The 13,805-nt window shown below is 48.7% G+C and carries 13 protein-coding genes; all 13 read left to right on the top strand.

Features of this window, described 5'->3' with window-relative positions:
• Positions 1 to 26 precede the first annotated feature (26 nt).
• The 13 genes from JW814_08260 to pilQ all read left to right on the top strand — a co-directional run bounded on the left by JW814_08260 (position 27) and on the right by pilQ (position 13,682).
• Positions 27 to 1,235: a type II secretion system F family protein gene (locus tag JW814_08260; GenBank protein ID MBN2071435.1), complete on the top strand. Its 1,209-nt coding sequence runs from the start codon at positions 27 to 29 to the stop codon at positions 1,233 to 1,235.
• A 21-nt stretch (positions 1,236 to 1,256) separates the two neighbouring features.
• Positions 1,257 to 3,011: a PAS domain S-box protein gene (locus JW814_08255; GenBank protein ID MBN2071434.1), complete on the top strand. Its 1,755-nt coding sequence runs from the start codon at positions 1,257 to 1,259 to the stop codon at positions 3,009 to 3,011.
• A gap of 18 nt (positions 3,012 to 3,029) precedes the next feature.
• Positions 3,030 to 4,409 carry a sigma-54-dependent Fis family transcriptional regulator gene (locus JW814_08250; GenBank protein MBN2071433.1) on the top strand — a complete coding sequence of 460 codons (1,380 nt, stop codon included), beginning with the start codon at positions 3,030 to 3,032 and terminating at the stop codon, positions 4,407 to 4,409.
• 277 nt (positions 4,410 to 4,686) lie between these two features.
• Positions 4,687 to 5,118 (top strand): prepilin-type N-terminal cleavage/methylation domain-containing protein, encoded by a 432-nt coding sequence (locus JW814_08245; GenBank protein MBN2071432.1) that lies wholly within the window; start codon positions 4,687 to 4,689, stop codon positions 5,116 to 5,118.
• A 238-nt stretch (positions 5,119 to 5,356) separates the two neighbouring features.
• Entirely contained in the window at positions 5,357 to 6,349 is a 993-nt protein-coding gene (locus JW814_08240; protein MBN2071431.1) for an ABC transporter ATP-binding protein, read from the top strand.
• Complete coding sequence (locus JW814_08235) at positions 6,346 to 7,116, top strand: ABC transporter permease subunit (protein MBN2071430.1); 771 nt, start codon at positions 6,346 to 6,348, stop codon at positions 7,114 to 7,116. Before JW814_08240 ends, JW814_08235 begins: the two co-directional genes overlap by 4 nt.
• A 52-nt stretch (positions 7,117 to 7,168) precedes the next feature.
• On the top strand, positions 7,169 to 7,861 hold the full coding sequence (locus JW814_08230; protein MBN2071429.1) for a hypothetical protein: 693 nt from the start codon (positions 7,169 to 7,171) through the stop codon (positions 7,859 to 7,861).
• Positions 7,862 to 7,901: 40 nt separating this feature from the next.
• On the top strand, positions 7,902 to 8,669 hold the full coding sequence (locus tag JW814_08225; protein MBN2071428.1) for a prepilin peptidase: 768 nt from the start codon (positions 7,902 to 7,904) through the stop codon (positions 8,667 to 8,669).
• Between the two features lie 362 nt (positions 8,670 to 9,031).
• Positions 9,032 to 10,138, top strand: coding sequence for a type IV pilus assembly protein PilM (gene pilM / locus JW814_08220; protein ID MBN2071427.1), 1,107 nt, complete (start codon positions 9,032 to 9,034; stop codon positions 10,136 to 10,138).
• Positions 10,138 to 10,692: a PilN domain-containing protein gene (locus JW814_08215; protein MBN2071426.1), complete on the top strand. Its 555-nt coding sequence runs from the start codon at positions 10,138 to 10,140 to the stop codon at positions 10,690 to 10,692. Before pilM ends, JW814_08215 begins: the two co-directional genes overlap by 1 nt.
• An 18-nt stretch (positions 10,693 to 10,710) precedes the next feature.
• Positions 10,711 to 11,334 (top strand): type 4a pilus biogenesis protein PilO, encoded by a 624-nt coding sequence (pilO, locus tag JW814_08210; GenBank protein ID MBN2071425.1) that lies wholly within the window; start codon positions 10,711 to 10,713, stop codon positions 11,332 to 11,334.
• Positions 11,309 to 11,770 carry a hypothetical protein gene (locus tag JW814_08205; protein MBN2071424.1) on the top strand — a complete coding sequence of 154 codons (462 nt, stop codon included), beginning with the start codon at positions 11,309 to 11,311 and terminating at the stop codon, positions 11,768 to 11,770. Before pilO ends, JW814_08205 begins: the two co-directional genes overlap by 26 nt.
• A gap of 1 nt (position 11,771) precedes the next feature.
• A complete protein-coding gene (pilQ, locus tag JW814_08200) occupies positions 11,772 to 13,682 on the top strand; it encodes a type IV pilus secretin PilQ (protein ID MBN2071423.1) in 1,911 nt (636 codons plus the stop codon).
• The last annotated feature ends 123 nt before the right edge of the window (positions 13,683 to 13,805 follow it).

Raw genomic sequence — 13,805 nt, 5'->3', positions numbered from 1 at the left:
GGAAAATATCGATCAGGGGGATCAAAATGGCTACTACTTATATATGGAAGGGGAGGACGCCGACAGGAGAAGTCCTTTCCGGGGAATACGCCGCTGAGAACAAGAATGAGTTGATCAATCATCTGCGCAAGAGAAAGATCATAATAACTCATATAAGACAGAAACCGAAAGACATACAGATCAATTTCGGCGCGAAGAACAAGATCACGGTCAAAGATCTCGGGATCTTCACCAGGCAGTTCGCCACGATGATCAATGCCGGTCTTCCGATGGTCCAGTGCCTCGACATTCTCTCTTCTCAGCTTGAGAAGCCGAGGTTCAAGCAGATTGCCACTGAAGTGATGAGCGACGTCGAGTCGGGATCGACTCTTGCCGAAGCGCTGAATAAACATTCATGTTTCAGCGATCTTTTCGTAAACATGGTCGATGCCGGTGAGGCAGGCGGTATTCTCGATATAATTCTCAACAGGCTGGCTCAGTACCTTGAGAAAGCTGATGCGTTAAGGCGAAAGATCAAGGGCGCGTTGACTTATCCGACGATAGTCCTCTGCGTCGCGCTTGGAGCGACTATCTTCATGCTGATGGTGATCATCCCGACTTTCGCGAAAATGTTCACAGATTTCGGTGGGACGCTGCCCCTGCCGACACAGATCGTCATGTTCCTCAGTGATTTTTTAAGAGCGAACTGGTACCTGCTCCTGGGAGGGACGATCGGCGGTGCTTTCTTTTTCAAGAGGTATTACAAGACTGAAAAGGGGCATTACAATGTCGACAAGACCCTTCTCGGTCTTCCCATTATAGGTAACGTTGTCCGAAAAGGATCGGTGGCAAGATTTACGAGGACCCTGGGAACGCTTATTTCAAGCGGTGTTCCGATCCTCAACGGGTTGGAGATAACGGCGCGTACATCTGGAAACAAGGTCATTGAGAAGGCAGTAATGGAAGTAAAACAGAGTATCAGCGAAGGAAACACTATTGCCGAACCGTTGAAAAAAAGCGGCGTATTCCCGCCGATGGTAGTTCAGATGATTGGAGTCGGCGAGCAGACCGGAGCTCTCGATGAGATGCTCGACAAGGTCGCGGATTTCTATGATGACGAGGTTGATTCGGCAGTTGAATCGATGACTGCGGCGATTGAGCCAATAATGATCGTCGTAATGGGAGCGATAGTCGGTGGGATGTTGATCGCGATGTATCTGCCGATGTTCAAACTCGTGACAGTCGTCGCGGGATAAAATAAATAGGGGTAGAAAAGGATGGAACTGGTTCCGCGTGCATTTCCTCTGGAAGAGGAACGGAAACTGAAAAGACTTGCTTTTCTCAGGATCATCATGTCGACCCTGGTTATAGGGGCTGCTATCATGATCCTGCAGTTGAACAGCAGGTTGATCTCTGTCGCCGGGCTGTACAGTCTGCTGGGAATCGTATATATCTGCACCGGTTCCGCTTATCTCGCGTATAAAAAAGGAGTCTCCGTCGACATAGTCATACGTGTCCTGATCGGTATAGACATCTGTGTCTTATCTATGCTGACCTATTACAGCGGCGGTGCGTCATCTTATTTTACGATGCTTTTTATTCTTCCGATTCTTGTCGGTGGTGAATTCTTTCAGGTTTCAGGCGGCCTCATAACCGCTATACTGGCCGCTTCGGTCTACTTCACTTTCAGCATGCTCGAGATCAGCGGCAAGATCGTCTCTCCGGCCGGAAGCTGGATGCAACCATACTCGAGGACGATATTCTCAAACCTGATAGTACAGGGTTACCTTTACTCGGTTATCTTCGTTCTCACGGGGCTCGTCAGTGGATACGCCTCAAAGTACCTTCATAAGAAGGCTATGGAACTTGAAGATAAGGAGAATGAGATCCGCCAGATCAGGTTCGATACCGATAGTATCCTGATGAACATGAGCAGTGGACTCGTTGTGGCTGATCTCGATGGAATGATCCTTACGATAAACAATGCCGCGGTCGAGATACTCGGGATGAAAAGCGCCATCGATTACAAGGGTAAGAACGTGAAGAAGGTCTTTTCGAATATGCCTCATCTCGTGCACGAGTTCATTATTACTATTGACAGTGGCCTTCACCGAAAGCGCTACGAGATCGAAGTTCAGAGAACTGACGGTTCTGTCGTACCTCTCGGGATAAGCACATCGACTCTCAAGGATGAAGGTGGTGAGATAAAGGGAGTCATAGCGATATTCCAGGATCTGACGGAAGTGGACCAGATGCGCGAGAAGATTCGTCAGTCGGACAAGCTCGCCGCCGTCGGTGAACTTTCCGCGGCAATCGCTCACGAAGTACGCGCGCCACTCGCTTCGATATGTGGATCGATCGAGATGCTGAAAGGTGAACTCGATGTAAGCGGCGATAATGAAGAACTTATGGATCTTATAATCACCGAATCAGACCGGCTTGACAGGATAATAACCGATTTTCTCGAATACGCGAGAATGCGTAAACCCGAAATGACTCGTACCGATATCGTCAAATCGATCCGTGATATTGTTCTTTTGCTGAAACATTCTCCTAATCTCAGCCACAAAGTCCTGATAGACGTGAATGACAATATCTCCGACGAAGTTGTCTATATAGATGATGAACAGATCAGGCAGGTATTTCTCAATATCGGTCTCAACGCCTGTGAGATGCTTGATTCGATTGGGACTTTGAAGATCAAAGTATTCAAGGTGACGACCAGGTTGCGGGAGAACCGGGATCCTGAGGAATGCGTGCGAATCGATTTTCATAATGACGGTCCGGTTATTCCGGAGGATGTGCTTCCAAATATATTTGTTCCGTTTTTTACGACAAAGAATGGCGGGACAGGTCTGGGACTTGCCACCGCCGCGAGGATAGTCGAAAGCCACTCCGGCTTGATCAAGGTAGAGAGCAGGGAAAATACCGGGACGGTCTTTTCAGTGATTCTTCCCGTTTCGGTCCCTGAGACAATCAAAGAAGAAGAGAATCATGAAACAGAGAAGTTATGCAGTGTCGATGTTATTTAATTCTGGGGGTCTCTATTAATGGCGGATGAAAAGATCCTGATCGTAGACGATGAAAAAAGCATGTGCCAGTACCTTGCCATAATGTTGAAGAAGGAAGGGTATGACGTTAAAACGGTCAATAACGGAAAAAAGGCTGTCAAGGAGATATCCGGTTCGAATTTCGATCTCTTGATGACTGATATAAGGATGGAGGGGATAGACGGGATCGAAGTGCTGAAACAGGCCAAAGAGATCAATCCGACTCTTCCGGTGATAATCATGACGGCGTACGCTTCTCAGAAGACGGCGATCGACGCGTTGAATGAAGGAGCCTTTTACTATCTGATAAAAAGGGCCGCCAAGAACGAAGAGATCAAGATGGTCGTCCGTAACGCCCTTGACCTGCACAAAGTGAAAAGCGAGAATCTCTTTCTGAAAAAGCAGCTGAAAAAGAAGGATTCACCAAGAAAGATCATAGGAAAGAGCGAGGAGATACATAAGGTCTTCGATCTCATAGACAAAGTGGCGGATACAGATTCGACGATACTGGTGACGGGAGAGAGCGGTACGGGTAAGGAACTTGTCGCAAGGGCTATCCATTACCAGAGCGACAGATCGAATACTCCATTCGTATCGATAAACTGCGGCGCCCTTCCCGAGAATCTTCTTGAAAGCGAACTCTTCGGCCATGTCAAAGGCAGTTTTACCGGCGCGATCAGGGACAAGGATGGCCTGTTCAAGGTCGCGAGCGGTGGAACATTTTTCCTCGATGAAGTGGGGGAGACATCTCTGGCTATCCAGGTCAAACTTCTCCGCGTGCTGCAGGAAAGAGAGATAATCCCCGTCGGAGGGACCCAACCGATCAAGGTCAACGCGAGGCTTGTCGCGGCAACCAACGCGGATCTCGAAGAAGCTGTCCATGCCGGCGCTTTCCGGGCGGACCTGTATTACCGTCTTAACGTCATACCGATAAATATTCCCCCTCTCAGGGAGAGAAGGGATGATATCCCCCTGCTCGTCGAGCATTTTCTCCAGATCGCTTCACAGAAAGCCGGGAAAGAAAAGACCATTTCAAAAGAAGCGATGTGCCTTCTGATAAATTACGACTGGCAGGGAAATGTGCGTGAGCTGGAGAATGTCATAGAAAGAGCCGTGATCCTGCAGGATGGAGACGTCGTGGATATATGCGATCTTCCCGACAAGGTCAGGCTGCATTCGAAGGACAGAAGAAAACTTGTCATGGATAATTCCCAGATGACATTGGAAGAACTGGAGAAGGAATACCTCCTGTCCGTCCTGGAAGAGACCAACTGGCAGAAGAAAAAAGCAAGCTCGATCCTTGGAATCAATGCTTCGACCCTTTACAGGAAGATCCAGAGATATGAGCTGGACAGGGAAGAAGAGAAAGCGACTGTCTGAGGCGAAGATACGCCCGGGTTGCAAAAGCGAATGATTTACAGGCATTTTACAATCAATGTTTTGAAGGCCCGAAGGGAGGTATCGGTATAAAGGCCATATTGGCAAGATATTACTGCATGGCATAGGGGCGATTCTGTTGGCATAGAACTTGCGGTTATGCAGTTGAACCCGGTTGACATAGAGACCGGGATTATTGAGCGATTCACGGTTCCACAAGAACCGATAACATCGGTATCAAGGCAGAAAGCCTTGAAAAATTGTACCAGGGAGGTGCAAGATGAATAACAAGGGTTTCACTCTTATCGAGCTTATGATCGTAGTGGTCATTATCGGTATCCTCGCTGCCATAGCGATCCCTAACTTTATCAATATGCAGGCAAGAGCCAAAGAGGCTTCAGTAAAATCAAACTGCCACACGGTCCAGCTTGCTGCTGAAGATTTTGCCGTACAGAACGATGGAGTATACGCTGGTGCGGCTGCTGACGCTACTCCCAGTGGAGAGGTCCTGCAGGATCTGCTCCCCGGCGGAAACCTTATGGAGAACCCTTTCACAAAGGTCGCCTCGGAACCGCAGTTTGCCGCGGCTGCTACACCTGGACAGACAGGTTATGTCGTAGTAGCGCTTAACGGCGTCAACATCGGTTATACGATCGATGGCGTAGGCAAGACCGCAGGTACGGCTGTTATTACTCTGACCAGTGGTCAGTAGGGATCTGACAGATGCTTACTCTAGGGCGGCCCGCAAGGCCGCCCTTTTTTTTGGCAGTCATATCGGCTCCCCGTACCCGGAGGGCCAGATCGGTGATTCAGGCACAAAATCTGCACATATTCGGGGAATGAGGCGTTATCAGGCTGTTAACGCCCGCAAATCAGCCAGTTATTGGTGAAAATATATCCATATGACCGGATAAATAGTGACAGGAACCATTATCAGGACAGGAAAAAAGATGGAAGTACTCAATGTGGAGAAAGTAAAAAAATCTTTCAGGTCTGATATGATGTTTTCGTCGAAGAAAATATTGCACGACGTCTCTTTCTTCGCCAGGAAAGGTGAGATACTCGGGTTTCTTGGCCCGAATGGCGCTGGAAAGACTACAACGATAAAGATCATCCTCGGTCTAATCAGACCGGACGAGGGAAATGTCTGGATTTTCGACAGGAAGGCCGGAGACAGGCGTTCCCTGGAGAGAGTGGGATACCTTCCCGAGAATCCGTATTTTTACCCCCATCTTTCCCTCCGGGAATTCATGGAGTTCTGCGCGAAGATGAGCGGGCTTTCAGGAAAGAGCATGAGATCGAGGTGCGATGAAGTAATCACCCTAGTCGGGCTTGGCGGGCATCGAAAACAGAAGGTCAGGTCATTTTCCAAGGGAATGCTTCAGAGAGCGGGGCTGGCCCAGGCGATTCTTCACAATCCGGATCTGTTGATACTCGACGAACCGTTTTCCGGACTCGATCCGATCGGCAGGAAGTTGGTACGCGATATAATCCTCGATCTCAGGAAAGAAGGAAAGACGATATTCTTCTCTTCCCATATCCTGCCCGATATGGAAGCTCTATGTGACAGGACAGTAATAATAAAAGACGGTGTAATCACGAAAAGCGCGGGGCTTGACGAGATATTCCGGATGGGAGAAAACAGGGTCGAGATAACCGCGAGAGGCTGTGAAAAGGAAACGATCGAGAGCATCCGGGATTATATAGAATCAGCGAATGTCACTGCCGGTGAGACATTTATCTTTGTCAAAAAACAGGAATATATAAGGACTGTGATACAGCAGATATACAATTCAGGAGGCGAGATATTGAAGGTGGTCAATCAGCACCCGTCTCTTGAAGAGATATTTATGAACGTACTGCGGGAAGATCTTTCGGGAAACGGAAATATGGCAGGTAGAAACGTTCCGGCGGCAGTCAGGGAAAAGGAGGGGGTGTCATGAGAAGGATAAGAAGTGTCGCCCTGAACACCTTCCGAGAGACATTCCGCCAGAAACTGCTCGTCCTCGTGGTGATATATGTCGGCATTCTTCTGCTCAGCACATTCGTGCTTTCGCCTCTTTCAGTCGGTGCGGCGAGAGGAAAGATAATAACTGATATTGGACTTGCCGCCATATCGATATTCGGGGTACTGACGGCGATAGTCGTGGGAAGTTCACTGGTACACAAGGAGATCGACAAGAAAGCCATCTATATGGTCATAACGAGACCTGTTTCCAGGCATGAATACATACTGGGAAAATTTTCCGGGATCGTTCTTTCGCTTGCCGTACTTATGATATCGATGGCTGCCGTAATGTCGCTGATGATAATCATCGGAAGGGGAAATGTGACTCTGGCGATACTGACCGCTGCCTATCTGTCCATCCTTGAAGTAGTCGTGATGAGCGCCGTAATAATATTTTTCAGTACCTTCACGACGCCGATCCTTACTTCTTTCTTTTCTCTCTGTTTTTTCGTGACAGGTTCGTTGAGCAGTGATCTGAGAGAATTCGCGAACCGTTACGGTGGAACCGCCATGAGATATATGATGCAGGGGTTCTATTACCTGCTTCCCAATTTCAAGGTATTCAACCTCAGGCATGAAGCGGTCCATGACCTCAGGTTCAGTTATTTTGATATCTGGTTGACGACCTTGTACGCCGTCGTCTATTGCGCGGTGATACTCTATTTCGCCTATCTGATATTTCGAAGAAGAGAATTCACCTGATAACCTGTATCAGCAGTATTAACAGCAGTCGAGCCGAGTGAAGGTGAAGATATTGAGATACACGATCATAAGAATACTTATAGCGGTCATGGCGATCTTTATACTGGTCAAAGCCACCGACAGCGTCGAGTACCTGACCCAGGAAAAGACGGCGATGGAAGTGATGTACCTTCCTTCCACCGATTGTATGAAGATGATCTCTCTCGGTTATAGGAACCTTTCTTCGGATCTTCTGTGGTTCAAGGCCGTACAGTATTACGGAGGATATATCCTTGCCCAGAACGGGATCAGGCTATTTTCCCATCTTGTTGAACTGATAACCGATCTTGATCCGAATTTCATCGGAGCATATAAACTGAGCGCCCTGATAATCACTGAGGACCTCGACCAGTATCACGAAGGTGTCAAGCTTCTCGAAAAGGGAGTAAAGAACAATCCGGAAGACTTCTGGCTGACTTACGAACTCGGATTTGTACATTATCTGCAGGGCAAAGATTACAAGGAGGCTCAGAAATGGTTCGAGATCGCCGCGGCCCTCCCCACGGCGGATGAACGAGCTGCCAGGTTCGCAGCAGCGGCGGCATCGAAGGGTGGAAATTATGAAGACGGGATCGCCCTGTGGAAAGAACTTGCCGAGAATTCCGAGAACAAATATATCCGTGAACTGGCCGAGCGATATATAGACAAACTCGAGAAGAGGATCGTGGAAGGAGAATCTTCCAAAGGACCAGTCAACGGCACATGAGATACGCGGGGCGCTGATCGCGCCGGAAAGAATTATCATTATGCTTTTTACCCTTTATGTCCCGGCCCTGATCATCGGGGCGCTGTTCGGTTCATTCCTCAATGTAGTAATTTACAGGCTGCCCCTGGGCATATCGGTAATAAAACCCAGGTCAGCATGCAGAAATTGCGCTCACGTGATACGCTGGTACGAGAACATTCCTGTTTTGAGCTATCTTCTACTCCGGGGCAGATGCGCGGATTGTGGAGATAGGATATCGGCCAGGTATCCGGCGGTCGAATCAGCCGGAGTCCTCATTGCCGCCGCGGTGGTCTGGAGATGGGGGTATTCAATCGAAGCGATACTGGCATTTGCCTTCCTGATGGCGTTGCTCGCAGTTATGCTGATAGACTGGGACCACAGGATCATACCAGACGAGATTAGCCTGTCATTCATCGTTGTCGGCATTGTCTGGAGCTTTTTCAATCCCGGTCTATCCTTCCTCAGTTCCATCCTGGGAGCCATTGTCGGTGGAGGTTCGCTATGGCTTGTCGGAGCGCTCTACAAGCTGGCGAGGAAACAGGAAGGGATGGGTGGAGGAGATATAAAACTTATGGGAATGATCGGAGCCTTTCTCGGTGTCCAGCTTGTTCTTCCGGTGATCGTCCTCGCCTCCTTCTTCGGATCGATCTATGGAATATACCTTCTTCGGGCAAAAGGGGGAGAAGCAGGGACAGCTGTAGCGTTTGGATCCTTCCTTGCTCCATCGGCGGGGATCTGTATTTTCTTCGGGAATCAGCTGCTTGGCTGGTATTTCACGAGATTCTAAAAAAATATCGAGGAATCTTTTCTCCACAAAGAAAAAATCATCTTCAACAAGCATATCTGTCGAGTGGATCAAAATGGGTATATAGACCCATGCCGCGTTTTTTGGCACTTTGCATAGCTTCAGTGCAATAGGTGAAAAGGCTCTTTGGACTGGGTGAGAGGTTGAACTGTAACAGCTTGTTAAATATGCTTATATAACGGCGACAGGAGAAAGGTCTTTGGCACATTTGTTGCGTGTTCTGCCTTTCGAGGAAAAAAACTAAGAGATTTATCAGTGGAATGGATGTTAATTGAGCGTTTTTCGGCCACGGGTCTGAAGAACGGATGCTTTTTTAGCAGCAAATCGAAAAGGCTGGTGCGAGAATGATCTCCCTACCATTCAGAAAAAAGACTTCGACCGTTGGACTTGATATCGGTTCAAGTCTTATCAAGGCGATTGAGATCGAACATTCGGGGGATACCCCGCGAATAGTCCGATTCGGGATGAACAGGTTGCTGCCTGAGGCGATTGTCGAGGGCGAGATCATGGATCGTAACCTGGTGATCGAAGGAATCAAGGAGTGCATGTTACAGGCGGGGATAACTTCGACTGACGTAGTATCGGCGGTCTCGGGTCGTGCTGTCATCGTTAAAAAGGTCGTCATGGACAAGATGGCTCCCGAGGACGCGAAAGAGGCGATTTTCTGGGAAGCAGAGCAGCATGTTCCTTTTGATATCGATGATGTCTGCCTTGATTTCCAGATACTCAGGGAAGACATAGGCGCAAACCAGATGGAAGTCCTTCTGGTAGCCGCTAAAAAAGATATGGTCAATAACCATTCAGCTATCATAACCGATGCCGACCTTACTCCGAGCATCGTGGATGTCGATTCTTTCGCCGTTCAGAACTGCTTCGAGACAAACCTTGGTGTCGTCAACGGCCGTTCTGATTCGAAAGACGGGTCACATGAGGAGAGGGAAGAAAAGGTCATCGGACTTATAAATATCGGCAGCGATGTCACCAACATAAATATTATACAGGGTTCGAGCCCTCATTTTACAAGGGATATCAGCGTCGGCTCGAACAATTTCATCGAACTTCTTCAGAAAGAGATGAACATAGATTATGAAACGGCTCAGAATATCATATCCGGTGATCTGGGCGAATTGGACAGCGGCAAGGTCAGAGAGGTAATAAAAGGGGCATCCGACGATCTGATACTCGGGATCGAACGAAGCATCTCTTTTCTGAAGGCTGCCGGAGATGCTGACAGGATCGACGAGGTCGTTCTGAGTGGGGGTGGAGCGCAGATACCTTTCCTCAAGGAGATCCTTTCAGAGAGACACGGGATCGAATTCATGGTCCTGAATCCCCTGGAAGGGATCGATTACGACGAGGGAGTATTTGGAGAATACGAGGAGAATCTGGAACATATCGCTCCATTGCTGACCGTCGGAATAGGGCTCGCTTTGAGAAAGGCGGGAAAATAATGATAAGAATCAATCTTCTTCCACAGGAAGACAGGAAAAGAAAACGAGAGATAAATCTTCCCGAGATGTCGACGGTATATCTTGTCGCGACAGTCGTCGTGTTCTTCCTTTCAATCGCTGTCATCGGAACGGTCCAGGCAGGAAAGGTAAGGAGCCTGCAGAAAAAGATGGATATCGCGACGGAAGAGTCGAAGAAACTCGCCCCACAGCTGGCGAAGATCAAACAGATCACCAAGGAACGCGAAGAGGTCGATCGTAGACTCAGCCTGATCACTTCTCTCGACAGGAACAGGTATTTCAGGGTGAAACTTCTCAACGATATCGGGTTGAAGGTGCCGGACAATTGCTGGTTGACCGATATAAAGGAAGCGACTCCCAATAATTTTTCAATCGAAGGGATCGCGTTTTCAAACTACACGATCGCTGACATGATATCTAATCTCGAAGCTTCTCAGGTCTTTACCCATATCGACCTCAAGGTCGCGGAAAAAGGGGAGATAAATAAGAGAGAAGTCATGAAATTCAGCTTAAACGCCAATGCAATGCCCCAGTAGGGAAGAGAGGTCTTAAAAATGGATTTCAAAGATCCACAGGTGCAGAAGTCGATGATAGTCGGGATATTGATCCTGATATTCGGCTATGTGTACTTCTTCACGGCTTTCATGCCGTTCTTCTTCTCGCCTCAAAAAGCGAAAATAAATACGCTCACTGGGGAATATGAGAAGATGAGCGCTGAGCTCGAGAAGGCAAGACAAACAGTGGGAAACCTGGCAAAACTGGAAAGTGAATACAACAGGCTTCACACAAAATGGGTAGCGGCACAGAGTCTGCTCCCTCAGGAGAAAGAAGTAGCCAAGCTGTTGCGCAAGATAACAAGAGCCGGAAACCAGGCTGGCGTGGAATTCTCGCTTTTTCAGCCGCAGCCGCAGGTAAGGCAGGAGTTTGTCACTGAGAATCCGGTAAAGATAATTGTCCAGGGCCAGTACCATGATATTGGGATCTTTCTTTCGAAAGTGGCTAATCTCGACAGGATCATCAACGTGACAGGGCTTCACATAAAAAATGTCAAGGCGAACTCTTCAGACAAGAACAAGGTGGGAAGAGATCATACCATAGAAGCTGAAATGACTATGATCGCCTACACGCTTCAGGAAGGTGGTGCGGTAGCTGATGATATCACAAAGAAGAAATCTTAAAGCAGTCTGGAAAAAACTGCTCTGTTCCGTAGCGCCCTCCATTCTTCTGATCCTGGCAGTGCTGCCGCTGCGCGCGCTTGCCGAGGAAAAGGCGTCTGATCAGGGCAATTTTAGAGAGAAACGCTATTACTACCAGGCGTTTAACAGAAGAGATCCGTTCAGGAGCCTGGTATCGGGCGAATTCGAGGAAAATGAATATGAACTTGTCGATATCTACAACGTGAAACTGGTCGGTATTCTTTCCGGGGGACTGGAAAAATACGCGATGCTTGAAGATAAGAACGGATTTGGATACATCATCAAAGCTGGTGATCCGATCAGGCATGGGAGTATCATTTCGGTAGGAGAACAGACTCTTGTCGCCAGATTAACGATGTTTGGACAGACTAACAGTGTAACCCTCCGGCTGGAGGGCAAAGAGGGAAAAGGAGAATAAGATGCTGAGTGTACGTAAAGTTGCTCTGGTTGTTCTCGCTGGCCTGTTGTTGCCATGCCTGAGCCTTTCCGCCGGCGATCGTGATTCCGAGGTCAACGACCTCAAAGTCATTCCTGGCGACGGGAAGGTTAGGATCGAGATCAGCAAGTCCGGCGATATGGAGTTCAAAGTATTCAGGATGTCCGATCCTGAAAGGCTGGTCGTCGATTGCATCGGAGCGAAATATGACCTTCGGGAGATCGATAACAAACAGCCGAACGATATAGTATCGATGATCCGGACGAGCCAGTTCCAGATTGATCCGGTCCGTATAAGCAGGATAGTGGTTGATCTGAAAAAACAGGTCGACTACAGGATGTACGAAGATGGAGAGATCCAGGTCGTGGAACTGACCGGAAAAGAGAATGCTGGATTCGCATCCTATACTCCAGTGGTCAAGAACGATACTCCGGTTGAAAAACCGAAGGTGCTTTCGGCCGCGTCAGTGGGCCCCGTCCTTCCGATGATCAAACCGGTCGATACGGGTCTCGACAGTGGATGGCAGGAGGCGCCGGTCGAGGAAAAGGTAAAAGAAACCAGAGTCCAGCAGAAGGCCGACTCCCCATGGGTCGCTTCGGACAACAGGAACAATTCAGCAAATGAAGTAAAAGTTCCGGCTCCGGTCGTGGGGACTCCCGTCAACAATGAGACTGTCCCATGGTCTGAATCGTATGTCCGTGGAGCCGCTCCTGAAGGTGGCGGGTTCGGAATGGGTTCGAAAAAGATAACCCTGGATGCCCAGGCGGCTGATATAAAGACCGTGCTGAGGACTATCTCGGAATTTGCCGGCATCAATATAGTCGCCGGAAAAGGCGTTGAGGGAGAGGTCCATGTTCACATAAAAGATTGTCCATGGCAGGAAGCCCTCGATGTCATACTCAAGGCTCATGGTTACGGGTACAGGGAAGAATACGGAATGATAAGGGTAGCCGAGCTTTCCACTCTTCTCAAGGAAGAACTCGAAGTCCAGACTGCCGCGAAGAAGCAGGATGATCTGCTTCCCCTCGTAACGAGGATAATGTATGTCAATGATTCGAACGCTGAAGAACTCAGCAGCGCTCTGGCGCAGATGGTAAGCCAGAGAGGAAGCATCAATGTCGATCCGGGAAGCAATTCGCTGATCGTCGTCGATATAGAGAAGAATGTCGAGCAGATCTCGGAAATGGTGAAGAAGCTTGATATGAAGACATTCCAGGTCGATATCAACGCCAAACTTGTCGAGATAGATGTCGAAGCGTCGCAGGAGCTCGGAATAAACTGGGGACTTCTCAATCTGCACAAAGCTGGTTTTGGTGCGACTGGAAGCGCGGAAGTCACTTCTTCGATCCCGGTCTCAGCGGCGAACATGAAATTCGGTATGGTCAGGTCATGGGGTGAACTTAACGCGATGATCCAAACCCTCGAAAAGACGAACAGGGCGAATATCATCTCCAATCCCAGGATCACGACGATGGACAACAGGGAAGCGAGCATCCTTGTCGGTAAGGAGATCCCTTTGATCGTCGCCGATGAGGCAGGCAATCCTGTTACCGAGCTTACCAAGATCGGTATTATTCTCAGGGTAATACCTCATGTCAACGCCGACAGGACGATCACCCTTGATCTTCATCCCGAGGTCAGCGAGCTTCAGTCGGAAGCGACCGCCCAGGGCGGAGTAATAATCGCGATGGCCGAAGCTGACACAAGAGTGGTTGTAAGTGATGGGGAAACAGCCGTTATCGGTGGTCTTATAAAGAAGGTCGAGACTGAACTGGTCAGTGGCGTTCCCTACCTGAAAGATATCCCATACCTTGGAAGGCTTTTCTCGTCGAAATCAAAAATAGACAAGAAGACAGAACTGGTCATTTTTGTAACTCCGACGATAGTGGAATAACCTTGCCCCCTCCACTGACCGTCGTGCCCCCGGGAGTTTTCCCTGACTTCCGGGGGCTTTTTATTTCAATTCAACAAAGTAAAAAGACCTGTACTCCGCCTGCCGTCCGTTTTCGCTTGCTAC

The sequence above is a fragment of the Candidatus Krumholzibacteriota bacterium genome, from assembly GCA_016932415.1.
Taxonomy (GTDB): Bacteria; Krumholzibacteriota; Krumholzibacteriia; order Krumholzibacteriales; family Krumholzibacteriaceae; genus Krumholzibacterium.
The sequence above is the reverse complement of the archived record's forward strand: the minus strand, read 5'-3'. Positions and strand labels throughout refer to the sequence as shown.